Genomic DNA, 23148 nt, shown 5'->3' with positions numbered 1-23148 from the left:
TTGGCCTCTTAATTCTGCAATACGGACGACACCAGCAGCTGGGTGTACGGATGGTGCGGATCGTCGAGCACCCGGTCGGTTAACCCACTTTCCACCACCTGGCCCTGCTTCATCACCAGCAGACGGTCCGCCAGCAGGCGCGCAACGCCTAAATCGTGGGTGACAATCACCACCGCGAGGTTCAGCTCCACCACCAGGCCGCGCAGCAGGTCGAGCAGGCGCGCCTGCACGGAGACGTCCAGCCCGCCGGTGGGTTCATCCATAAATACCAGCTTCGGATGGGTGACCAGGTTGCGCGCAATCTGCAGGCGCTGCTGCATCCCGCCGGAGAAGGTTGTCGGCAGGTCGTCGATGCGCGAGGCGGGGATTTCCACCTCTTCCAGCCAGTGCTGGGCGGTAGCGCGGATGTTGCCGTAGTGGCGCGCGCCGGTGGCCATCAGGCGTTCGCCGATGTTGCCCCCGGCGGAGACCTGACGGCGCAGGCCGTCCATCGGGTGCTGATGCACCACGCCCCACTCGGTGCGCAGCAAGCGGCGGCGTCCGGCCTCGCTCATGCCGTACAGCGAGGCGCCCTCATACAAAATGTCGCCGTTCTGCGGCGTCAGGCGCGCGGAGATGGACTTCAGCAGGGTGGTTTTGCCGGAGCCGGACTCGCCGACGATCCCCAGCACTTCTCCCGGCCACAGCTCGAACGACACGTCGCTAAAGCCTTTGCCCGGCGCATACAGGTGAGTCAGGTTATTAACCGAAAGCAGCGGTTTCATTGGCCGTTCGCCTCGCTCTGTTGGCGGCAGTAATCGGTGTCGGAGCAGACAAACATCCGTTTGCCCGTATCGTCCAGCACCACTTCGTCCAGATAGCTGTGTTTGGATCCGCAGATGGTGCACGGCTCGTCCCACTCCTGCACCGTAAACGGGTGATCGTCGAAATCGAGACTTTCCACGCGGGTGTAAGGCGGAACGGCGTAGATGCGTTTTTCGCGCCCGGCACCGAAAAGCTGCAGGGCCGGCATCATGTCCATCTTCGGGTTATCGAATTTTGGGATTGGCGACGGGTCCATCACGTAGCGCCCGTTCACCTTCACCGGGTAGGCGTAGGTGGTGGCGATATGGCCGAAGCGGGCGATATCCTCATACAGCTTCACCTGCATGACGCCGTACTCTTCCAGCGCGTGCATGGTGCGGGTTTCCGTTTCGCGCGGCTCGATAAAGCGCAGCGGCTCCGGGATCGGCACCTGGAAAATCAAAATCTGATCTTCAGTGAGCGGGGTTTCCGGGATGCGGTGTCGGGTCTGGATCAGCGTGGCGTCTTCGGTTTTTTCGGTGGTATTGACGCCGGTGACGCGCTGGAAGAAGCTGCGGATCGACACGGCGTTGGTAGTGTCGTCGGCGCCCTGGTCGATGACCTTCAGCACGTCCGCCTCGCCGATCACGCTGGCGGTGATCTGTATACCGCCCGTGCCCCAGCCGTAGGGCATCGGCATTTCGCGGCCGCCGAACGGCACCTGATAGCCCGGAATGGCCACCGCTTTTAAGATGGCGCGGCGGATCATGCGTTTGGTTTGCTCATCCAGATAGGCAAAGTTGTAGCCGCTTAAGTTAGCCATTTTTGCGCTCCCGTTGCAGGCGTTTCAGCAGTTCCAGTTCGGCCTGGAAATCGACGTAGTGCGGCAGCTTGAGGTGCGAGACAAAACCGGCGGCCTCAACGTTATCCGCGTGGGCCAGCACGAACTCTTCGTCCTGCGCCGGGCCTGCAACGTGCTCGCCGTAGTCCGGTGCCTGGAGTGCGCGGTCAACCAGCGCCATGGCCATGGCCTTGCGCTCGCCGAGGCCGAATACCAGCCCGTAGCCGCGGGTAAAGTGCGGGTCTTCGTCTTCCGGGGCGACGAAACCGTTGACCATTTCACACTCGGTCATCAGCAGTTCGCCGACGTTCACCGCAAAACCCAGCTCTTCCGGTACGATCTCGACGTCGATGTAGCCGCTGCGAATTTCGGCTGCAAACGGGTGGTTGCGCCCGTAGCCGCGCTGGGTGGAGTAGGCCAGCGCCAGCAGATAGCCTTCGTCGCCGCGCATCAGCTGCTGCAGGCGGGACGAGCGCGAGCACGGGTAAACCGGCGGCGTGCGGGTGATGTCATCCGGCTGCGCGCCAGAATCTTCTTCCGCCTTCGCCAGGCCCTGTTTTGCCAGCAGGCTGAAGACGTGCGGAGACGGTTCCTGTTCGGCGTCGGAGGTGCTGAGCGTCGGCGCTTCGCCGTTCGCCAGCAGGGTAAAATCCAGCAGGCGGTGGGTGTAGTCGTACGTGGGGCCAAGCAGCTGGCCGCCGGGAACGTCTTTATAAACGGCAGAAATGCGGCGTTCCAGACGCATCTCCGCCGTGTTCACCGGCTCGCTTACCGCCAGTCTGGCAAGCGTGGTGCGGTAGGCGCGCAGCAGGAAGATGGCTTCCACGTTGTCGCCGCTGGCCTGCTTCAGGGCCAGCGCCGCCAGCTCGCGGTCGGCGATGCCGCCCTCGGTCATCACGCGGTCGACGGCGAGGTTTAGCTGCTGTTCAATCTGGGCGACGCTCAGCTCGGGAAGCCGTTCATCGCCCCGTCGTCTGTGCGCCTGTAGCGCATGGGCGGCGGCGATGGCCTTCTCGCCCCCTTTGACGGCAACGTACATCAGCACACCTCCACGTGGGTGGTCCGCGGGATTGCCAGCAGGCGCTCGCCGCAGGTCAGGATCAGGTCAATGCCCAGCGGGAACGGGTGCGGGCGCTCGGTCAGCTCGTGAATGATGCACTCCGGCAGCTGCGGCGCGACCATGCGCTCGTCGGCGATGCCTGCCCCCGTGAGGCGCAGCATGCGGCCGCCGCTCAGGCTGGCGACCTGCAGGATCAGCGTGGCGCTGGTCTCCGGGGCGACGGTGCTGCCTTCGCTCAGGGCGTTCAATTGCTCATGGCTGATTTGTTCATCGGCCACGGCAAAAACCGCCTGCTGGGGCTGATCGACCAGCGGAGCGCTGGTGTGAAAACGCAGGTTCTGGCTGGCGATATCGTTCGACAGCGCGCCCGAAAGCCACACCGGGGTGTCGTTGTCGGCAAGCGTCAGCAGCACGCTGGTGGTCGCCAGATTCAGCGGCAGCCAGCCCTGGGAGAGCTGGTGCAGCGAGACGATCGCGCCCGGCTCGCTCATCGCCTTCAGCAGGCGACGAAAACTGTGTTGGGCATCCTGGACGGCCAGGGTAAAAGCAGGTTGAAGCGTCATGCGTTGTCTCCGCGAACGAGCGTAAAGAAGTCGACCCGGCTGGTATTCACTTCGGCCTGACGCGCGGCAAGACGTGCGGCGCGGTCGGCTTCCAGCGGGGTAATAAGGGTTTCCATTAGCGTCTGGAAATACGGCTGTTCCTGTAAAAGCGCGTCGATCACCGCGCAGCGCTCGGCGTGGGCTTTATCACGCCCCAGCACGTAGCTGTAGCCCAGCGTGCCGCTGTTCAGGCGGATTGCCGCGCGGGTGAGGGTGGCGTCTCCGGCGAAAAAGCGCTCGCCGGTGCCGCCCATGCGCGCCTGGATCTGAACAAGGCCGATCTCCGGGGCGCGAAGGGTGTCGTAGTCTGGCGTCAGGCTGATCGCGTTCATGCGGGCAGCCAGCGCAGCAGGCTGGCTGTGGGCCAGCACGCGCATCCAGCGCTGTCGGGTGGCGATGTCGAAGTGCATTCAGTGCTCCATGGTGAATTCGATCATGTCGGCGCGGGTAAGGCTGACGGAGTATTCCGTCGCGTTGATCTCGCCGTCACGGTGGTTGAGGGTGCGTACGCAGAGCAGCGGGGCCATATTGGGGATTTCGAGCACCTTGCTCTCTTTCGCCTGCGCGCGACGGGCGCTGATGCGCGTCTGGGTGCGCTTGAGCGCAATACCTGTCGCATCCTGAAGAAAGTCATGCAGCGAGCCGCTGGAGAAATGCTGGAGCACGGGCCAGAGGGCGAGGTCCGCAAAGTAGTGGTCTATCTGGCATACCGCCACGCCGTTAACGCGACGCAGGGTACGCAGGTGAATGACGTCGTCGCCCTCCTGAATACCCAGCGCGTCCGCCACGTGGCTGGAGGCCGGACGCAATACCGAGAGCAGCTTTTCGCTGGTCGGGTGGCTGCCCTGATCCAGCAGGTTCTGGCTAAAGCGCGCCTGGGCGTTCAGCGGGTAGTCGAACGGGCGCATCAGCACCAGCACGCCCACGCCCTGACGGCGCTGAACCCAGCCGCGCTCGACCAGCTGGTCAATGGCGCGACGCAGGGTGTGGCGGTTCACTTCATAGCGGTCGGCAAGCTGCTGCTCGGCGGGCAGGTAGTCCCCGCAGCGGTAGTGCGTGCGCAGCTCCACTTCGAGCTTTGCGGCAATCTCTTGCCAGCGGGTAGGATAACTGGTCGGATGTCTGGATAAGTGCATAGAAAACAAAGCCTCGCTTCTCAGATGAAGTGCTTACGCAAACGTTGAGAGAGGAAATCCAGCAGGCTGACGGTGACGATGATGAGCACCATCAGGGCGCAGGTTTGCTGGAACTGAAAACCGCGAATCGCTTCCCACAGGGTGACGCCAATCCCGCCTGCGCCAACCATACCGACCACCGTCGCGGAGCGGACGTTGGACTCAAAGCGGTACAGGGAGTAGGAGATCAGGAGCGGCATAACCTGCGGCAGGACGCCGTAAAGGATCTCTTCGATTTTGTTGGCGCCCGTTGCGCGGATGCCTTCCACCGGGCCGGGCTCAATGGCTTCGACCGCTTCAGAAAGCAGCTTGGAGAGCACGCCGGTGGTGTGGATGAACAGTGCCATCACGCCGGCGAACGGACCCAGGCCGACGGCGACCACGAACAGCATCGCAAAGACCATTTCATTGATGGCGCGACAGGCGTCCATCAGGCGACGCATCGGCTGGTATATCCACCACGGCACGATGTTTTCGGCGCTCATCAGGCCAAAGGGAATAGAGAGAACGACGGCAAGGGCGGTGCCCCAGACGGCGATTTGCAGGGTGACCGCCATTTCGCTGAGATAGTCCTGCCACTGGCTGAAGTCCGGCGGGAAGAAGTCGGCGGCGAAGGTCGCCATGTTGCCCGCGTCCTTGAAGAGCAGCAGCGGATCCATTTCCGCGCCCTTCCAGGAGATAACCAGCACCGCCAGCAGGATGGCCCAGCTTATGAGCGAGAACCAGCTGCGCTTCGGCGGCGGGAGGGTGATGGTTTGCATGTTGGCTCCTTTGGGTTTAGTCCCCTCTCCCTGAGGGAGAGGGAGAAAGGCACTACTGCACCGCTTTATTCACGCTCGTCATCGCACCGAGTGCGGCGGTCAGGCGATCGAGGTCTTCCAGCTGTGCCTCAATTGCGGCCACTTTGCTGGTCTTCTCCTCGTCCTTCAGCCCTTTGTTGTCCTTCACGCCCTGCATCTCTTTAAACAGCGCCAGCTGGCGAATCGGGACCAGCTGCAGGTCGCTTGACGGGCGGAACGGTGCCCAGCCCAGGCGCGCCAGGACCGCTTTCTCTTCCGGCGTTTTGCCATAGGTCATAAAGAAGTCGTACACCTTATCCTTGGTGTTTTCGGACAGGTTTTTACGCCAGACGATCGGGTCGCCCGGGATCAGCGGCGATTTCCAGATAACCTTGATCTCTTTCAGCTTGTCCGGCGCGGAAGTTTTCAGCTTGTCGAGGTTCTCGGTGTTGTTGGTAGCAACGTCCACCTGCTTGTTGGCCACGGCCAGAGCGTTGGTTTCGTGGCTGGCGTTCACCGTGCGTTTGAAGTCGCTGGCGGAGGCGTTGTTTTTGGCGAAGACGTAGTAGCCGGGGACAAGGTAGCCGGAGGTGGAGTTCGGGTCGCCGTTGCCGAAGGTCAGCTCTTTGCGTTTGGCGAGCATGTCGTTGAGGTTGTTGATCGGGCTGTCTTTATTCACGATCAGCACGCTCCAGTAGCCCGGGGATCCATCTGCCGCGACGGTCTGGGCAAAGACCTGGCCGTTCGCGCGGTCCACCGCTTCCATGGCGGAGAGGTTGCCGTACCAGGCGATGTCCACTTTATTAAAGCGCATCCCCTGGATGATGCCCGCGTAGTCCGGGGCGAAGAAGGCGTTCACTTTGATTCCCAGCCTGGTTTCCATATCTTTCAGGAACGGTTCCCACTGAGGCTTCAGATTCTGCTGTGATTCCGTCGAAATAATGCCGAAGTTCAGCGCTTTTTCCTGCTCTTGTGCATACGCCGGGCTTAACAGGGTGCTGAGGCTGAACATGCTGGTAAAGGCCAGCGCGGCAACGGCTTTGTAGCTCATGTACTTTCCTCGGATCGGGTTTAATTAAGCAGCCTGCGCGTTCTCTTCGACGCGGTTAATGCTGCGGTAGAGATGGTCAAAACGTTCGTTATCAAACTGATGGCTCGCGCCATCAAAGAACACATGTCCCTGACGCAGGGCGACAATGCGTTCGCAGTAGCGCAGGGCGTAATCCACCTGATGCAGCGTGACCACCACGGTGATACCGTCGTTCTGGTTAATGTCGCGCAGGGTTTCCATCACGATGCGGGCGGACTCCGGGTCCAGCGAGGCAATGGGTTCGTCTGCGAGAATGATTTGCGCTTTTTGCATCAGGGCGCGGGCAATGGCGACGCGCTGCTGTTGTCCACCGGACAGGGTGGAGACGCGCTGGTGGGCAAAATGCGCCATGCCGACGCGGGTCAGCGCCTGTAAGGCTTCCTGCTTCTGGGAAGGGGAGAACCAGCGCAGACAGGTGCGCCAGAACGGGGTGCTGCCGAGCGCGCCAATCAGCACGTTCTCCAGCACCGTCAGGCGGTTCACCAGGTTGAACTGCTGGAAGATGTAGCCCGTCCGGGCGCGGCTCTTGCGGATATCGCTGGCGAGACGCCCCGCGCGCTGCACGGTATTGCCCAGCAGCTCGACGTGGCTTTCCGGCGTTTTATCGCAGGTGATAAGACCGCTTAAATGACGCAGAAGGGTGGATTTACCGGAACCGGATGGCCCCAGCAGCGCCACCATTTCGCCCTGCTGGACGGTCAGATCAACGGCATGCAGAGCCTTATTATGATTGAAGGTTTTGCTCAGTTTCTCGACGCGGATGACGGTTTGCATGTGCTGGGCCTCACGATAAATGTGGCCTCATGCTGGCGCATCAATGTGACATTTGGGTTAAGTCTGGATTGCGGGAGTTTGAAGAGTTGAGGGGAATTCGATGACAATCACCGTAGGCCCGGTCAGCGCAGCGCCACCGGGCGCTGTTGCCTGCTGCGCTGCGCTTATCCGGCCTAAGGCGTTTGTTGCTGCTTAACAACGTTAATCATCCACGGCACGCCGTATTTATCGGTGACTTTACCGAAACCGTGTGCCCAGAAGGTTTCCTGCCAGGCCATTTCGATATTCCCGCCCGCGGCGAGGTTGTCGAACCAGCGCTTGCCTTCATTAACGTCCTGAGTATCGAGTACCAGCGTGAAGCCCGCGTACTGCGCGTTGCTGCCCGGCGGCATCCCGTCGCTCATCATGATATCGCTGCCCGCAATGCGGACGTTGGAGTGAGCGATAGCCGAATCCGGAAATTGCATACCGGACGGACAGCCTTCTTCGCTGTTATCGCTTTTTGGCATTTCGCCGAAGGTGATTTTATAGAGAAGCTCTGCGCCGACGGCTTGCTGGTAGAAAGAAGTGGCTTCTGCACAGTTGCCGGCGAAGGAGATGTAGGGACTTAACGGCATAATCTTTACCTCACGTAAGAAAAGCCCGTTAAGTGTAGTTCCCGAAAGCCCGGTAAGCGAAGCGCCACCGGGCGGGTAAATCAGTTCTTTTTCACGAACTCTGATTTCAGCTTCATCGGACCGAAGCCGTCAATTTTGCAGTCGATATTATGATCGCCTTCAACCAGACGGATATTCTTCACTTTGGTGCCGATCTTCAGCATGGAAGAACTGCCTTTCACTTTCAGATCTTTAATCACGGTTACGCTGTCGCCGTCCGCCAGCAAATTGCCGTTCGCATCTTTTACGACAAGTGCATCAGCATCGTGTGATGGTTCGGCATCGTTCCATTCGTGAGCGCATTCCGGGCAGATGAACATGCCATTATCTTCATAGGTGTATTCAGAATTGCATTTTGGGCAGTGTGGGAGTGACATATCGGTATCCTCAAAAAGTGTAAACGCGCTGGAAAGTGCCAGCTAAATGACGGCAGCGTGCCGAAAAAGGCGGCAAGTATAGCGCAAATCCACACGTTTGTCGGTGACATTGTGAATTAAAAAAATGCAAAAAGCGTATCGGGAGTGACACTTCCTGTCAGTCAGTTAAGCGATGCTTACCTCATTAACACGGTGGGAAGAAATGACGCTAAATATATCGAATATTTTATTGCAGCAAATTGCTACGCTCCTTCATTTCGGATAAGGTGAAGCGACACATTGTTATTTATCTCCTGACTTCGCTGCCATCCATATCTTTTGGCAGGGGCGTATTACCTCTCTTTTTAGGTGGGTAAATAATGATGATATATCCTGAAGTTTCTTAAAATTGGGCTACGCTTTTTTCCTTTGGCCTTCAGGCCAGGAGGGGAGCTATACACGCCATGCAAGGATAGCGAATTATTTCTGATTATCATCAATCAGTTATATTTCGGCGAACATGTTTTCCACACGTGATCATATAAGCCTGAACAACATAATTAATACCAGTGGCTTAATAAAAGTAATAAATTTGCGTTAAGGAAAGGCTTTTATCATGCACACACAGACCATTTTTGAATTAAGCCAGGAAGCTGAGCGTTTGTTACAGCTCGCCCTGCAAAACCTTGATACGTTGAAATCAATGCCGACTGCGATGCTGGAGAGCACCGCGGCTGCTATTACGGGTGAAAAGAACAACGTTTTACCTTTGCATTTTAGCGCGCGCGGTGTCGAAGCGCAGCAGGCGATGCTGAATAATGAATTACGAAAAATAACCCGGCTGGAAATGGTCCTGGCTATTGTGGGCACCATGAAAGCGGGAAAATCGACCACCATTAATGCGATTGTAGGGACCGAAGTGTTGCCGAACCGCAATCGTCCGATGACGGCGCTCCCGACCCTGATTCGCCACACGCCGGGCCAGAAGGAGCCGGTGCTGCATTTCTCACATGCCTCGCCCATTGATGAATTGATCCAACTGCTACAGAAAAAGCTATGCGATTACGATCGCGGAAAGCTGGCTCAGCATCTGGAAATTGATAAAGACATGAATACGCTGCTGGAGCGCATTGAAAAAGGAGAGGCTTTTGAGAAGCATCACCTGGGCGCGCAGCCGATATTTCATTGTCTGAAAAGCCTCAATGACCTGGTGAGGCTTTCCCAGGCGTTAGGCGTGGAGTTTCCCTTCTCTGAACACGCCGCCATCGAACATATTCCGGTGATTGAAGTGGAGTTCGTGCATCTTGCGGGTCTGGATGCTCACCTCGGACAGCTGACGCTGCTCGATACGCCCGGGCCGAATGAGGCCGGACAGCCGCATCTGCAAAAAATGCTCAGCGAGCAGTTGTCCCGCGCGTCGGCGGTGCTGGCCGTGATGGATTATACCCAGCTTAAATCCATCTCTGATGAAGAAGTCCGCCAGGCCATTTCTGCGGCGGGAAAATCCGTGCCGCTGTATGCCCTGGTCAATAAATTCGATCAGAAAGATCGCAATAGCGACGATGAAGAGCAGATCCGGGCGATGATCTCCGGCACCTTAATGAAAGGCAATATTTCGCCTGGCCAGATCTACCCCGTTTCGTCCATGTGGGCCTATCTGGCAAACCGCGCTCGCTACGAGATGAGTACCCACGGACAACTGCCGGATCATCAGGAGCAACCCTGGGTGCAGGATTTTGCCGAAGCGGCGCTTGGGCGGCGCTGGCGTACGGCGGACCTGGACGATATCGACCATATTCGTTATTCTGCCGATTTGCTCTGGGAAGATTCGCTTTTCGAACAACCGATACGCAAGCTGATCTACGCCGCCTATGCCAATGCCTCGCTATACGCGCTGCGTTCGGCCTCGCACAAGCTGCTCAACTACGCACAAAATGCCCGGGAGTACCTCGACTTCCGCTATCAGGGGCTGACGGTTGCCTTTGAGGCGCTGGAACTGAATATCGCACGTCTGGAAGAGGATATGGCGCTTCTCAAGACGCGTCAGAGCGTGGTGAGCGATGAGGTGAAACATGAAGTTGAGGAGGCGCTGAACGCTACCGCGGACTTTATGGGAGCGCAAAAATCCGCGCTTAACCAGGCGATTGGCGAGGTGTTCAGCGCTCAGCATATTCATGATTTGGCTGGCATCGATCGGCAGAACCCTCACGGTGACGAGCCGAACGAGCTGAAGCAGCTGGTTCTGGACGATGAAGGGAAGGCGCAGATCGCGCTAAGTAAAATCCGCTCCTCCTGCGAACGGGTGATGCTGGATGCACAGACGAAAATCTGCCGGGAGCTGGCGTTACGCTTCGACCAGCTTGAATCTACGCTGGCGCGTTCCCTGAACGAAGCCATGCGCCCCATCGAAACGCGTATTAAAGAGCATCTGAGCCATGCGGGTTTTCGGGCGCGAATCAGTTTCCCGGCGTTTCAGGCTCACCACCTCAACTTCAACACGCGGGCGCTGTTTAACGATGCGATAGCGCAGGATGACAGCCTGGCAGGTCCGCCATCAGGCGGGAGCAGCATGCGAGAAACGGTCTCTCGCTGGCTCAATAATCCGGGCTGGGGCTGGGATGAGTATGTGGAAACGCGCACGCGCTATGTTATCGATATTGCGCAGCTACATGACAAATTTAAGCAACATATTGAGCTGTTTTGTGAACAAATACGTAAAGCTTTGTCCGCGCAGGTCGATGTCTCTGTTACGGCAGGAATGGCGACGTTCTTTGCAGAATTTTCGCTGTGCCTGACCGGATTACAGGAAAGCTTGCGTGATAGCCTCGCAGTACGTCAACAGAATGAGCATTCAACCCGAGCGCTCTGCCAGCTGTTGAAGCAAAGTATTACGACTGCGACGTGGATACAGGAAGATACCCGACTGTTACGCGATGATATTCAAACTCTATTCGCGGCAGAGCAACCATGACAACACCACTACTGGACGGTCCCGGGCGAACGCTGGAGTGTATTAATCCAAAATTTATGGTCGATCTGGTGCAGGGAGTGGACGCGGCGCGTCATTCTCACCTGGGACCACAACAGCTTCAGTTTCGTGAGCGTTTGACTCAGGAAATCATGACGCATACCCGGCTACGCCCCTGGGCGATGGCGGGTATGCTCAATGAAAATGCAGCGCTGCGCCTGGGGCTGGCGGAAAAACTGGCCGGCATGCTTGACCCGGGCCATCTCGCGCTGACGCTGATGGCAGAGAAACTGATTGCTTTGCGCCAGCAGACTCACCCGCGCGCCCAGCAGCCCCCGGGGCTGATGCAGCAGTACGCTGAACTCGCCTCTCATTTTACCCAACGCGCCGCATATAAAGAGAAGGCGCTAACCCAGCGCGGGCTGACGGTGCAGGCGGGTGAGCACAGCGAGCAGATTTTTACCCGCTGGCGGGCCGGGCATTATGATGGCTGGTCGCTGGCCGGGCGCTGTTTTATCGTCCTGGAAGAGCTGCGCTGGGGGGCATTTGGTGACGCATGCCGTCTCGCGAATGAAGATGTGGCGGCAATGCTTAAGGATAACCTGCGCAGCATGGCGGCTAACTATCTGGCACAGGGCATCAATGCGTCCCCCACGACCCGCCATTTCTATCACCAGTGGCTGACAACGCCGGCCTCTCCGGGTTTAATCGATCATAAAGACATGCTGGGCTGGCTGGGGGACTGGTGTCAGGCGGATCAACATCCGGTGAGCTGGTCAGTGACGCAAAACTGGCAGACCGTCGCGCTGGGTATGCCGAGGCTTTGTTCGGCAAAACGGCTGGTGGACGGGATGGTGGAAGAGATTTTTGGGTAAATCCCTCACCCTCTCCCCGTCGGGAGAGGGAATGGTGTGGTGTGTTAATGATTCATTTCTATCGGCTTCGGTTCAGGCAGGGTCTCTTGCATATTCCCGTAGCGTTTTGCATACAGCGCCGTGATGATGGGGACCAGAATCGCGGTGACAATTACGCTCGCGGCAACCAGCGCCGTCGCTGAAGCGGCGACCGGTTCGAAGGCCGGGTTAATTTGGGCGATAATCACCGGGTTTGCAACAGCAGCCCCCGCGGCTGAAGAGGCGGCGACGCCGGCCGTGCCGTTTCCTCCTCCGATTACGCGGTCGGCAATAATCAGCGGAATACCGGTGATGACGATCACGGCGACACCCAGCACAATGCCCAGCAGGCCGGTATCGAGAATGACCTTCAGGTTGATGGTGTTCCCCAGTGCGAAACCGAAGAACGGGATCAGCACCGGCGTGGCTTTGCTGAAGAAATCACGCAGATCGCGGTCGAGATTGCCAAGGGCGAAACCGACCAGGAAGGGCAGGATTGCGCCGACAAAGTGGTGCGGTTCAAACGAGGCCAGGCCAGCAGACCCCAGGATCAGCATCGTCATCAATGGGCCGGACTCCAGAGACATTAACACAAATGCGCCGGACTCTTCTTTCGTTCCGTACTGGTTCATCAGGCTGGCGTACAATCCACCGTTGGTCATATCCATCGCCGAGACAATCGCCAGGACCGATAAACCCGCAAAGAACCCGGTCTGAATTCCATTCTCCGGAATGAACATCGCGCATATCATTGCCACCGCCCAGGCTACCGCTATTTTGGTTATCACCAGCGTTCCGGATTTCCGTAATACTGTCCCCGTTGCCCGCAAATTAATGGATGCGCCGATACAAAAAAACCAGACGGCAAGAATGGGAACCGTGCCTGTTATCATGCCTTTTGTGAAACCACCGAAATAGGCTCCGGTATCGGGAGCAAGAGTATTCAGGATGGCGCCCAGCACCAGCGGAACCAGCATCATGCCGCCGGGTATACGTTCTATCGTGGCTTTAATCTTCATAGACAAACCTCACATCGGATCCCGCAGGACGGGTGATAGGTGTTAGAAATTAGTCAATAAATTCAACCGATTGCTCGTATTGCTTGCGGTGTTTTTTCGAAAGCCCTGCAACAAAATTAAATGCGTGCTCTCAATTAACCTTTTTCTGAAACACATAAAACGCTGAATTCGGATTTATGATGCGATCATTGGAATACCGATTCAATTAAAATAAAACATTGTTTTAGTTATCCGTATCACATATTCAACGTAAAACCTGAGGCCGGTTCCTGTTGATGAAGATTTATGTAAACCTGATGTGAATTAACGTGGTTTGTTTTTCCGTTAAGAAAGAAATAATGACGCGCGGGAGGATGTCCTTTAGGTGGGGTAAGGAAGTGCTTATTTGCACTCCTTGACAAAAATTGGACTGAGTTGACGAGACGCGAAAATATGTGTGAAGTTGATCACAAATATAAACGCTGGTAGGGTAAAAAGGTCATTAACTGCCCAGGCAGGCGTCAACAGGTTCGGTTGTATCGACGTAAAACGTCAATGTAAGTAAACCTGCTACGCTTGAATAAGGCGATTCGCATGGAGCGGATCCCATGGTTCACAGAACGCTAACTGGACTGTGAAACAGACAGGGCCGAGTCAACGAGGATAGCTATGCTGAGAAGGAAAAAGATTAAACCCATCACGCTTCGCGACGTCACCATTATTGATGACGCAAAGCTGCGTAAAGCGATTACCGCAGCCTCGCTCGGTAATGCGATGGAATGGTTCGATTTTGGTGTCTACGGCTTTGTGGCCTATGCGTTAGGTAAAGTGTTTTTCCCCGGGGCCGATCCCAGCCTGCAGATGATCGCCGCACTGGGTACGTTCTCCGTTCCCTTCCTGATTCGCCCGCTGGGCGGTCTGTTCTTCGGTATGCTCGGCGATAAATATGGTCGTCAGAAGATCCTGGCCATCACCATCGTCATTATGTCGATCAGTACATTCTGTATCGGCCTTATACCGTCTTACGCCACCATCGGCATTTGGGCACCCATTCTCCTGCTGATTTGTAAGATGGCCCAGGGCTTCTCCGTAGGCGGTGAATATACCGGTGCCTCGATCTTCGTTGCCGAGTATTCCCCGGACCGTAAGCGCGGTTTTATGGGAAGCTGGCTGGACTTCGGCTCGATTGCCGGGTTTGTCCTGGGGGCGGGCGTCGTGGTGTTGATTTCAACCGTGGTTGGTGAAGATAACTTCCTCGACTGGGGCTGGCGTATTCCGTTCTTCCTGGCATTGCCGCTGGGGATTATTGGCCTCTACCTGCGTCATGCGCTGGAAGAGACGCCTGCCTTCCAGCAGCACGTCGATAAACTTGAGCAGGGTGACCGCGAAGGGCTGCAGGATGGTCCGAAGGTGTCGTTCAAAGAGATTGCCACTAAACACTGGCGCAGCCTGCTGACCTGTATTGGTCTGGTGATTTCGACCAACGTGACCTACTACATGCTCTTGACCTACATGCCGAGCTATCTGTCGCATAACCTGCACTACTCGGAAGATCACGGTGTGCTGATTATTATCGCCATCATGGTGGGTATGCTGTTTGTGCAGCCGATTATGGGTCTGTTGAGTGACCGTTTTGGTCGTCGACCGTTCATTATTCTGGGAAGCGTTGCGCTGTTTGCTCTGGCAATTCCGGCATTCATTCTGATTAACAGTGATGTGCTGGGGCTGATTTTTGCCGGTCTGCTGATGCTGGCGGTGATCCTTAACTGCTTTATCGGGGTGATGGCCTCAACGTTGCCCGCGATGTTCCCGACGCATATTCGCTACAGCGCGCTGGCCGCGGCCTTTAACATCTCGGTGCTGATTGCCGGTCTGACCCCGACGCTTGCCGCCTCGCTGGTCGAGAGCACGCAGAACCTGATGATGCCGGCTTATTACCTGATGGTGATTGCGGTGATTGGTTTGATTACCGGTCTTACCATGAAGGAGACGGCGAACCGTCCTCTGAAAGGTGCAACGCCTGCGGCGTCTGACATCCAGGAAGCGAAAGAGATCCTGCGCGAGCACTACGATAACGTAGAGCAGAAGATTGAGGATATTGACGCAGAGATTGAAGAGCTACAGAAAAAACGCTCCCGACTGGTGGACCAGCATCCACGCATCAACGAGTAATAAAGAAACCCGCCAACGGCGGGTTTTCTTTTATTAGCATCCGGCAGCGATGTAGTCGCCATTGGCGCTGACGGGGATCACCGTCAGGAACAGCACCGTCGCAAACAGGATCAGGACTATCCCTCCGGCTATTTTGACTGCTGGCACCAGCCATCTTAATGAGGCGCTTTCTCCGAACCAGGTCACCGTGCGCTCGCGGGCGTAACGTACAGCCAGGGAAAGCCCCACAATAGAAAGTGCGGTGCCCAAAGACATGGTCATGACCGCGGCCACTCCCCAGGTGACAATGCCCAGCGCATTCGAAAACATCAGAATCATGATCGCCCCGCTGCACGGGCGTGCGCCAATTGCCAGAATCACGCCCAGACGGGTTTTCCAGTCGCCCTGCGTCAGGTCTGTACCTACGCCGTGATGGCCGCAGCCACAGTGTTCATCGTGCTGATGAAGAGGCTTGATGGCGGAGATAGACATCCTGCGCGGGCGCAGGCTCTTCAGCGCCTGATAAATGACAAAAGCACCGAATGCACCAATAAGCACTGCGCTTATCTTCTCCACGTACCAGCGGCTGGTACTGATATCTCCGGAGGCGAGGTTAAACCCCACCGCCAGAATAAAGACAAACAGAATGGCGCTGACGCCCTGCATCAGGCTACCCAGGAAGGGGACGACCCGGGCGGCCAGCTCGCTTTCCTTATTGGTGGTCAGATAGGTCGTCACGATGAACTTTCCGTGTCCGGGTCCGATGGCGTGAAGGACACCATAAAGGAAAGCCCCTGTTAACAGCCATAATCCGCCGCTGTACTGGTGATTATTAAGCTGCAGCAGATACATCACCAGATAGCGGTGCAGCGTAATTTGCGTGGCGAGGCACCACTGGATAAAGGCGTTCCAGTGCGCATGCAGGGTAAAACCGGCAAAGAGGAGTGCCAGCAGCATCACCCCTGCTGTAGGGAGACGCCAGTCGCGGGCGAGGCGTTGTGTGGTCATGAGGGTGGGCCTGCACTGAGGAGAATATTTGCCGCTAGTATAGTTGATCTTCTCGCTCAATTCGTGGGATCGCATCGTGATCCGCTCATGATTGTGGATAACTTTGTGCATAAAAGGGTATAAGGCGGGGTTTTGCTGTGGAATGCAGCAGTCAGTCATTTTTCTGACATTTAGCGGTTGCGGCCAGCTGATAACTCCCTATAATGCGCCTCCATCGACACGGCGGATGTGAATCACTTCACACAACAAGCGGTTCGGTTGAAGAGAAAAAATCCTGAAATAACGGGTTGACTCTGAAAGAGGAAAGCGTAATATACGCCACCTCGCAACGGTGAGCGAAAGCCGCGTTGCACTGCTCTTTAACAATTTATCAGACAATCTGTGTGGGCACTCAAAGTGACATGGATTCTTAATGTCTTCGGACAATAAATGAATACCAAGTCTCTGAGTGAACATACGTAATTCATTACGAAGTTTAATTCACGAGCATCAAACTTAAATTGAAGAGTTTGATCATGGCTCAGATTGAACGCTGGCGGCAGGCCTAACACATGCAAGTCGAGCGGTAGCACAGAGAGCTTGCTCTCGGGTGACGAGCGGCGGACGGGTGAGTAATGTCTGGGAAACTGCCTGATGGAGGGGGATAACTACTGGAAACGGTAGCTAATACCGCATAACGTCGCAAGACCAAAGAGGGGGACCTTCGGGCCTCTTGCCATCAGATGTGCCCAGATGGGATTAGCTAGTAGGTGGGGTAACGGCTCACCTAGGCGACGATCCCTAGCTGGTCTGAGAGGATGACCAGCCACACTGGAACTGAGACACGGTCCAGACTCCTACGGGAGGCAGCAGTGGGGAATATTGCACAATGGGCGCAAGCCTGATGCAGCCATGCCGCGTGTATGAAGAAGGCCTTCGGGTTGTAAAGTACTTTCAGCGGGGAGGAAGGCGTTGAGGTTAATAACCTCAGCGATTGACGTTACCCGCAGAAGAAGCACCGGCTAACTCCGTGCCAGCAGCCGCGGTAATACGGAGGGTGCAAGCGTTAATCGGAATTACTGGGCGTAAAGCGCACGCAGGCGGTCTGTCAAGTCGGATGTGAAATCCCCGGGCTCAACCTGGGAACTGCATTCGAAACTGGCAGGCTAGAGTCTTGTAGAGGGGGGTAGAATTCCAGGTGTAGCGGTGAAATGCGTAGAGATCTGGAGGAATACCGGTGGCGAAGGCGGCCCCCTGGACAAAGACTGACGCTCAGGTGCGAAAGCGTGGGGAGCAAACAGGATTAGATACCCTGGTAGTCCACGCCGTAAACGATGTCGACTTGGAGGTTGTGCCCTTGAGGCGTGGCTTCCGGAGCTAACGCGTTAAGTCGACCGCCTGGGGAGTACGGCCGCAAGGTTAAAACTCAAATGAATTGACGGGGGCCCGCACAAGCGGTGGAGCATGTGGTTTAATTCGATGCAACGCGAAGAACCTTACCTACTCTTGACATCCAGAGAACTTAGCAGAGATGCTTTGGTGCCTTCGGGAACTCTGAGACAGGTGCTGCATGGCTGTCGTCAGCTCGTGTTGTGAAATGTTGGGTTAAGTCCCGCAACGAGCGCAACCCTTATCCTTTGTTGCCAGCGGTTAGGCCGGGAACTCAAAGGAGACTGCCAGTGATAAACTGGAGGAAGGTGGGGATGACGTCAAGTCATCATGGCCCTTACGAGTAGGGCTACACACGTGCTACAATGGCGCATACAAAGAGAAGCGACCTCGCGAGAGCAAGCGGACCTCATAAAGTGCGTCGTAGTCCGGATTGGAGTCTGCAACTCGACTCCATGAAGTCGGAATCGCTAGTAATCGTAGATCAGAATGCTACGGTGAATACGTTCCCGGGCCTTGTACACACCGCCCGTCACACCATGGGAGTGGGTTGCAAAAGAAGTAGGTAGCTTAACCTTCGGGAGGGCGCTTACCACTTTGTGATTCATGACTGGGGTGAAGTCGTAACAAGGTAACCGTAGGGGAACCTGCGGTTGGATCACCTCCTTACCTTAAAGAACCTGCCTTTGTAGTGTCCACACAGATTGTCTGATGAATGATGAACTTCTGAATGTACTTTTGAGTGCATTAAGAAGTTTTGTTCTTTAAAAATCTGGATCAAGCTGAAAATTGAAACGACACATCTTAATGGTGTGTTCGAGTCTCTCAAATTTTCGCAAGTCGATGGTGAATCGAAAGAAACATCTTCGGGTTGTGAGGTTAAGCGACTAAGCGTACACGGTGGATGCCCTGGCAGTCAGAGGCGATGAAGGACGTGCTAATCTGCGAAAAGCGCCGGCGAGGTGATATGAACCTTTGACCCGGCGATGTCCGAATGGGGAAACCCAGTGCAATTCGTTGCACTATCGTTAACTGAATACATAGGTTAACGAGGCGAACCGGGGGAACTGAAACATCTAAGTACCCCGAGGAAAAGAAATCAACCGAGATTCCCCCAGTAGCGGCGAGCGAACGGGGAGCAGCCCAGAGTCTGAATCAGCTTGTGTGTTAGTGGAAGCGTCTGGAAAGTCGCACGGTACAGGGTGACAGTCCCGTACACGAAAGCACACAGGCTGTGAACTCGAAGAGTAGGGCGGGACACGTGGTATCCTGTCTGAATATGGGGGGACCATCCTCCAAGGCTAAATACTCCTGACTGACCGATAGTGAACCAGTACCGTGAGGGAAAGGCGAAAAGAACCCCGGCGAGGGGAGTGAAAAAGAACCTGAAACCGTGTACGTACAAGCAGTGGGAGCACCTTCGTGGTGTGACTGCGTACCTTTTGTATAATGGGTCAGCGACTTATATTCTGTAGCAAGGTTAACCGTATAGGGGAGCCGAAGGGAAACCGAGTCTTAACTGGGCGTTAAGTTGCAGGGTATAGACCCGAAACCCGGTGATCTAGCCATGGGCAGGTTGAAGGTTGGGTAACACTAACTGGAGGACCGAACCGACTAATGTTGAAAAATTAGCGGATGACTTGTGGCTGGGGGTGAAAGGCCAATCAAACCGGGAGATAGCTGGTTCTCCCCGAAAGCTATTTAGGTAGCGCCTCGTGAACTCATCTTCGGGGGTAGAGCACTGTTTCGGCTAGGGGGCCATCCCGGCTTACCAACCCGATGCAAACTACGAATACCGAAGAATGTTATCACGGGAGACACACGGCGGGTGCTAACGTCCGTCGTGAAGAGGGAAACAACCCAGACCGCCAGCTAAGGTCCCAAAGTCATGGTTAAGTGGGAAACGATGTGGGAAGGCACAGACAGCCAGGATGTTGGCTTAGAAGCAGCCATCATTTAAAGAAAGCGTAATAGCTCACTGGTCGAGTCGGCCTGCGCGGAAGATGTAACGGGGCTAAACCATGCACCGAAGCTGCGGCAGCGACGCGTATGCGTTGTTGGGTAGGGGAGCGTTCTGTAAGCCGTTGAAGGTGTGCTGTGAGGCATGCTGGAGGTATCAGAAGTGCGAATGCTGACATAAGTAACGATAAAGCGGGTGAAAAGCCCGCTCGCCGGAAGACCAAGGGTTCCTGTCCAACGTTAATCGGGGCAGGGTGAGTCGACCCCTAAGGCGAGGCCGAAAGGCGTAGTCGATGGGAAACAGGTTAATATTCCTGTACTTGGTGTTACTGCGAAGGGGGGACGGAGAAGGCTATGTTAGCCGGGCGACGGTTGTCCCGGTTTAAGCATGTAGGCGGAGGTTCCAGGTAAATCCGGTACCTTTTAACGCTGAGGTGTGATGACGAGGCACTACGGTGCTGAAGTAACAAATGCCCTGCTTCCAGGAAAAGCCTCTAAGCATCAGGTAACACGAAATCGTACCCCAAACCGACACAGGTGGTCAGGTAGAGAATACCAAGGCGCTTGAGAGAACTCGGGTGAAGGAACTAGGCAAAATGGTGCCGTAACTTCGGGAGAAGGCACGCTGATATGTAGGTGAAGCCCCTGCGGGTGGAGCTGAAATCAGTCGAAGATACCAGCTGGCTGCAACTGTTTATTAAAAACACAGCACTGTGCAAACACGAAAGTGGACGTATACGGTGTGACGCCTGCCCGGTGCCGGAAGGTTAATTGATGGGGTTAGCGGCAACGCGAAGCTCTTGATCGAAGCCCCGGTAAACGGCGGCCGTAACTATAACGGTCCTAAGGTAGCGAAATTCCTTGTCGGGTAAGTTCCGACCTGCACGAATGGCGTAATGATGGCCAGGCTGTCTCCACCCGAGACTCAGTGAAATTGAACTCGCTGTGAAGATGCAGTGCACCCGCGGCAAGACGGAAAGACCCCGTGAACCTTTACTATAGCTTGACACTGAACACTGGTCCTTGATGTGTAGGATAGGTGGGAGGCTTTGAAGCGTGGACGCCAGTCTGCGTGGAGCCGTCCTTGAAATACCACCCTTTAATGGCTGGTGTTCTAACGTAGACCCGTGATCCGGGTTGCGGACAGTGTCTGGTGGGTAGTTTGACTGGGGCGGTCTCCTCCCAAAGAGTAACGGAGGAGCACGAAGGTTAGCTAATCCTGGTCGGACATCAGGAGGTTAGTGCAATGGCATAAGCTAGCTTGACTGCGAGAGTGACGGCTCGAGCAGGTGCGAAAGCAGGTCATAGTGATCCGGTGGTTCTGAATGGAAGGGCCATCGCTCAACGGATAAAAGGTACTCCGGGGATAACAGGCTGATACCGCCCAAGAGTTCATATCGACGGCGGTGTTTGGCACCTCGATGTCGGCTCATCACATCCTGGGGCTGAAGTAGGTCCCAAGGGTATGGCTGTTCGCCATTTAAAGTGGTACGCGAGCTGGGTTTAGAACGTCGTGAGACAGTTCGGTCCCTATCTGCCGTGGGCGCTGGAGAATTGAGGGGGGCTGCTCCTAGTACGAGAGGACCGGAGTGGACGCATCACTGGTGTTCGGGTTGTCATGCCAATGGCACTGCCCGGTAGCTAAATGCGGAAAAGATAAGTGCTGAAAGCATCTAAGCACGAAACTTGCCCCGAGATGAGTTCTCCCTGACCCTTTAAGGGTCCTGAAGGAACGTTGAAGACGACGACGTTGATAGGTCGGGTGTGTAAGCGCAGCGATGCGTTGAGCTAACCGATACTAATGAACCGTGAGGCTTAACCTTACAACGCCGAAGCTGTTTCGGCGAAGAGACAGACAACGATTTTCAGCCTGATACAGATTAACAGAATTTGCCTGGCGGCTTTAGCGCGGTGGTCCCACCTGACCCCATGCCGAACTCAGAAGTGAAACGCCGTAGCGCCGATGGTAGTGTGGGGTCTCCCCATGTGAGAGTAGGGAACTGCCAGGCATCAAATAGAAGAACCCCGTACCGAAAGGTGCGGGGTTTTTTGCTTTGTGCGCAGAAAAGTCCGTTGGCGCTGTGCTTGCCGGGCCTGCGGGCTCAGTAGACCGAAAAAGGCAAAGCCGCCATCCGGCAACGCAGACCGCACGATCCCACGGCAAAGAGAAACAGGAATACAAAGAAGGGATGTATAAACGCAGAAAAGCAAAAACCCAGCCATAGGCTGGGTGACCTGCCCCCCGTTGATTAGTACACCCCGATGTTAGTAATGTCTTCATAAGCCACATGAGGACATCCCCATGAAGAAGCGTTTTTCCGACGAACAGATCATCAGTATTCTCCGCGAAGCCGAAGCTGGGGTACCCGCCCGTGAACTCTGCCGCAAGCATGCCATTTCCGATGCCACGTTTTACACCTGGCGTAAGAAGTATGGCGGTATGGAGGTGCCTGAAGTTAAGCGCCTGAAGTCGCTTGAGGAAGAGAACGCCAGACTCAAGAAGCTGCTTGCCGAAGCCATGCTGGATAAAGAGGCGCTTCAGGTGGCTCTTGGGCGAAAGTACTGACGACAGACCAGAAGCGGGAAGCCGTGATGTTGATGTGTGATGCGACCGGTCTGTCGCAACGTCGTGCCTGCAGGCTTACAGGTTTATCCCTGTCGACTTGCCGCTATGAGGCTCACCGTCCGGCTGCTGATGCGCATTTATCAGGGCGCATCACTGAGCTGGCACTGGAGCGCAGGCGTTTTGGCTACCGTCGTATTTGGCAGTTGCTGCGCCGTGAAGGGCTTCATGTTAATCATAAGCGCGTGTACCGGCTTTATCACCTCAGTGGCCTGGGCGTAAAACGCAGAAGACGTCGTAAAGGGCTGGCAACAGAACGTCTGCCGCTGCTCCGTCCGGCGGCGCCCAATCTGACCTGGTCGATGGATTTCGTCATGGACGCACTTTCCACCGGTCGCAGGATCAAGTGTCTTACCTGCGTCGATGATTTCACAAAGGAATGCCTGACGGTCACTGTTGCCTTTGGGATTTCAGGCGTTCAGGTCACGCGTATTCTGGACAGCATTGCACTGTTTCGAGGCTATCCGGCGACGATAAGAACTGACCAGGGGCCGGAGTTCACTTGCCGTGCACTGGATCAATGGGCCTTTGAGCATGGTGTTGAGTTGCGCTTAATCCAGCCGGGCAAGCCAACGCAGAACGGATTTATTGAGAGCTTTAACGGACGATTTCGCGATGAATGTTTGAATGAGCACTGGTTCAGCGATATCGTTCATGCCAGGAAAATTATTAATGACTGGCGGCAGGATTATAACGAATGCCGCCCGCACTCCACGCTGAATTATCAGACACCGTCTGAATTTGCAGCGGGCTGGAGAAAGGGTCATTCTGAGAATGAAGATTCCGACGTTACTAACTGAGTGTTGTATCTAATCGTGGGGGCAGGTCATGGGTTCTTTAAATAGTGGTGCCCGGACTCGGAATCGAACCAAGGACACGGGGATTTTCAATCCCCTGCTCTACCGACTGAGCTATCCGGGCAACGGAGCGCATTAAACCGCAATCACGCTCGATCGTCAACATTATTTCGGGAAAAGCTGTTCAACTGCTTAAGTTTGCGGCAATCTGTCCGCTTTCGCCGTGAAAATGCACAAATCTTCCAGACATAACCAGTGTAATACGGC

The 23148-nt window shown here is 55.7% G+C and carries 17 protein-coding genes, 1 tRNA gene and 3 rRNA genes; 7 read left to right on the top strand and 14 right to left on the bottom strand.

The window, feature by feature from the left end; genetic code table 11:
• Positions 1-8: 8 nt before the first annotated feature.
• The 11 genes from phnK to AC1VYI_RS22565 form a co-directional block, all read right to left on the bottom strand.
• Positions 9-764: a phosphonate C-P lyase system protein PhnK gene (phnK, locus tag AC1VYI_RS22615; protein ID WP_033144434.1), complete on the bottom strand. Its 756-nt coding sequence runs from the start codon at positions 762-764 to the stop codon at positions 9-11.
• Positions 761-1606 carry an alpha-D-ribose 1-methylphosphonate 5-phosphate C-P-lyase PhnJ gene (gene phnJ, locus AC1VYI_RS22610; RefSeq protein ID WP_134866892.1) on the bottom strand — a complete coding sequence of 282 codons (846 nt, stop codon included), beginning with the start codon at positions 1604-1606 and terminating at the stop codon, positions 761-763. Before phnJ ends, phnK begins: the two co-directional genes overlap by 4 nt.
• A complete protein-coding gene (locus AC1VYI_RS22605; RefSeq protein ID WP_134866891.1) occupies positions 1599-2663 on the bottom strand; it encodes a carbon-phosphorus lyase complex subunit in 1065 nt (354 codons plus the stop codon). Before AC1VYI_RS22605 ends, phnJ begins: the two co-directional genes overlap by 8 nt.
• Positions 2663-3247: a phosphonate C-P lyase system protein PhnH gene (gene phnH, locus AC1VYI_RS22600; RefSeq protein ID WP_482882935.1), complete on the bottom strand. Its 585-nt coding sequence runs from the start codon at positions 3245-3247 to the stop codon at positions 2663-2665. The genes AC1VYI_RS22605 and phnH overlap by 1 nt, the downstream gene beginning before the upstream one ends.
• Positions 3244-3696 (bottom strand): phosphonate C-P lyase system protein PhnG, encoded by a 453-nt coding sequence (phnG, locus tag AC1VYI_RS22595; protein ID WP_047743051.1) that lies wholly within the window; start codon positions 3694-3696, stop codon positions 3244-3246. The genes phnH and phnG overlap by 4 nt, the downstream gene beginning before the upstream one ends.
• On the bottom strand, positions 3697-4422 hold the full coding sequence (gene phnF / locus AC1VYI_RS22590; RefSeq protein ID WP_023310091.1) for a phosphonate metabolism transcriptional regulator PhnF: 726 nt from the start codon (positions 4420-4422) through the stop codon (positions 3697-3699).
• A gap of 20 nt (positions 4423-4442) precedes the next feature.
• A complete protein-coding gene (gene phnE / locus AC1VYI_RS22585; protein WP_023310092.1) occupies positions 4443-5222 on the bottom strand; it encodes a phosphonate ABC transporter, permease protein PhnE in 780 nt (259 codons plus the stop codon).
• Positions 5223-5274: 52 nt separating this feature from the next.
• The gene (phnD, locus tag AC1VYI_RS22580; RefSeq protein ID WP_045355278.1) at positions 5275-6291 is read right to left on the bottom strand and encodes a phosphonate ABC transporter substrate-binding protein; all 1017 of its coding nucleotides are present in this window, start codon (positions 6289-6291) and stop codon (positions 5275-5277) included.
• A 24-nt stretch (positions 6292-6315) separates the two neighbouring features.
• Positions 6316-7104 carry a phosphonate ABC transporter ATP-binding protein gene (gene phnC / locus AC1VYI_RS22575; protein ID WP_047173690.1) on the bottom strand — a complete coding sequence of 263 codons (789 nt, stop codon included), beginning with the start codon at positions 7102-7104 and terminating at the stop codon, positions 6316-6318.
• 173 nt (positions 7105-7277) lie between these two features.
• Complete coding sequence (gene yjdN, locus AC1VYI_RS22570; protein WP_045355279.1) at positions 7278-7721, bottom strand: VOC family metalloprotein YjdN; 444 nt, start codon at positions 7719-7721, stop codon at positions 7278-7280.
• An 80-nt stretch (positions 7722-7801) separates the two neighbouring features.
• Positions 7802-8137 (bottom strand): zinc ribbon domain-containing protein YjdM, encoded by a 336-nt coding sequence (locus AC1VYI_RS22565; RefSeq protein WP_023310096.1) that lies wholly within the window; start codon positions 8135-8137, stop codon positions 7802-7804.
• 595 nt (positions 8138-8732) lie between these two features.
• Here AC1VYI_RS22565 and crfC point away from each other — a divergent pair.
• Together crfC and AC1VYI_RS22555 are read left to right on the top strand one after the other, a co-directional pair.
• Positions 8733-11087, top strand: a complete 2355-nt coding sequence (crfC, locus tag AC1VYI_RS22560) for a clamp-binding protein CrfC (protein ID WP_226483399.1) — start codon at positions 8733-8735, stop codon at positions 11085-11087.
• Positions 11084-11959, top strand: coding sequence for a diguanylate cyclase regulator RdcB family protein (locus AC1VYI_RS22555; protein WP_023310098.1), 876 nt, complete (start codon positions 11084-11086; stop codon positions 11957-11959). The genes crfC and AC1VYI_RS22555 overlap by 4 nt, the downstream gene beginning before the upstream one ends.
• 44 nt (positions 11960-12003) lie before the next feature.
• Here AC1VYI_RS22555 and kdgT read toward each other — a convergent pair whose 3' ends face one another.
• On the bottom strand, positions 12004-12996 hold the full coding sequence (gene kdgT / locus AC1VYI_RS22550) for a 2-keto-3-deoxygluconate transporter (protein ID WP_023310099.1): 993 nt from the start codon (positions 12994-12996) through the stop codon (positions 12004-12006).
• Between the two features lie 648 nt (positions 12997-13644).
• Between kdgT and proP the strand changes: the two genes are divergently transcribed.
• A complete protein-coding gene (gene proP / locus AC1VYI_RS22545) occupies positions 13645-15147 on the top strand; it encodes a glycine betaine/L-proline transporter ProP (protein ID WP_045355283.1) in 1503 nt (500 codons plus the stop codon).
• A 33-nt stretch (positions 15148-15180) separates the two neighbouring features.
• On the opposite strand, the gene AC1VYI_RS22540 is transcribed toward proP, so the two are convergent.
• Positions 15181-16134, bottom strand: a complete 954-nt coding sequence (locus AC1VYI_RS22540; protein WP_126797471.1) for a nickel/cobalt transporter — start codon at positions 16132-16134, stop codon at positions 15181-15183.
• A 497-nt stretch (positions 16135-16631) separates the two neighbouring features.
• On the opposite strand from AC1VYI_RS22540, the gene AC1VYI_RS22535 reads away from it, so the two are divergent.
• From AC1VYI_RS22535 to AC1VYI_RS22520, 4 genes are all read left to right on the top strand, one after another.
• Positions 16632-18171 (top strand): 16S ribosomal RNA (locus tag AC1VYI_RS22535).
• A 208-nt stretch (positions 18172-18379) separates the two neighbouring features.
• Positions 18380-21284: ribosomal RNA gene (locus AC1VYI_RS22530) — 23S ribosomal RNA — on the top strand.
• Positions 21285-21354: 70 nt separating this feature from the next.
• Positions 21355-21470 (top strand): 5S ribosomal RNA (rrf, locus tag AC1VYI_RS22525).
• Together the 16S, 23S and 5S rRNA genes form the textbook arrangement of a ribosomal RNA operon.
• A 293-nt stretch (positions 21471-21763) precedes the next feature.
• Positions 21764-22884 (top strand): IS3-like element ISSen4 family transposase gene (locus AC1VYI_RS22520; RefSeq protein WP_087451024.1). Its coding sequence is split into 2 segments (ribosomal slippage): positions 21764-22022 and positions 22022-22884, totalling 1122 coding nucleotides; the frame shifts between segments, so codons are not numbered across the junction.
• 45 nt (positions 22885-22929) lie between these two features.
• Here AC1VYI_RS22520 and AC1VYI_RS22515 read toward each other — a convergent pair.
• Positions 22930-23005, bottom strand: a tRNA-Phe gene (locus AC1VYI_RS22515).
• Positions 23006-23148 lie beyond the last annotated feature (143 nt).

The organism is Enterobacter sp. QK-SA4 (assembly GCF_056856775.1).
The sequence above is the reverse complement of the archived record's forward strand: the minus strand, read 5'-3'. Positions and strand labels throughout refer to the sequence as shown.

Bases quoted from the DNA above. Each gene is read 5' to 3' on its own strand.
- phnK (WP_033144434.1), bottom strand. From the start codon at position 764: ATGAAACCGCTGCTTTCGGTTAATAACCTGACTCACCTGTATGCGCCG.
- phnJ (WP_134866892.1), bottom strand. From the start codon at position 1,606: ATGGCTAACTTAAGCGGCTACAACTTTGCCTATCTGGATGAGCAAACC.
- AC1VYI_RS22605 (WP_134866891.1), bottom strand. From the start codon at position 2,663: ATGTACGTTGCCGTCAAAGGGGGCGAGAAGGCCATCGCCGCCGCCCAT.
- phnH (WP_482882935.1), bottom strand. From the start codon at position 3,247: ATGACGCTTCAACCTGCTTTTACCCTGGCCGTCCAGGATGCCCAACAC.
- phnG (WP_047743051.1), bottom strand. From the start codon at position 3,696: ATGCACTTCGACATCGCCACCCGACAGCGCTGGATGCGCGTGCTGGCC.
- phnF (WP_023310091.1), bottom strand. From the start codon at position 4,422: ATGCACTTATCCAGACATCCGACCAGTTATCCTACCCGCTGGCAAGAG.
- phnE (WP_023310092.1), bottom strand. From the start codon at position 5,222: ATGCAAACCATCACCCTCCCGCCGCCGAAGCGCAGCTGGTTCTCGCTC.
- phnD (WP_045355278.1), bottom strand. From the start codon at position 6,291: ATGAGCTACAAAGCCGTTGCCGCGCTGGCCTTTACCAGCATGTTCAGC.
- phnC (WP_047173690.1), bottom strand. From the start codon at position 7,104: ATGCAAACCGTCATCCGCGTCGAGAAACTGAGCAAAACCTTCAATCAT.
- yjdN (WP_045355279.1), bottom strand. From the start codon at position 7,721: ATGCCGTTAAGTCCCTACATCTCCTTCGCCGGCAACTGTGCAGAAGCC.
- AC1VYI_RS22565 (WP_023310096.1), bottom strand. From the start codon at position 8,137: ATGTCACTCCCACACTGCCCAAAATGCAATTCTGAATACACCTATGAA.
- crfC (WP_226483399.1), top strand. From the start codon at position 8,733: ATGCACACACAGACCATTTTTGAATTAAGCCAGGAAGCTGAGCGTTTG.
- AC1VYI_RS22555 (WP_023310098.1), top strand. From the start codon at position 11,084: ATGACAACACCACTACTGGACGGTCCCGGGCGAACGCTGGAGTGTATT.
- kdgT (WP_023310099.1), bottom strand. From the start codon at position 12,996: ATGAAGATTAAAGCCACGATAGAACGTATACCCGGCGGCATGATGCTG.
- proP (WP_045355283.1), top strand. From the start codon at position 13,645: ATGCTGAGAAGGAAAAAGATTAAACCCATCACGCTTCGCGACGTCACC.
- AC1VYI_RS22540 (WP_126797471.1), bottom strand. From the start codon at position 16,134: ATGACCACACAACGCCTCGCCCGCGACTGGCGTCTCCCTACAGCAGGG.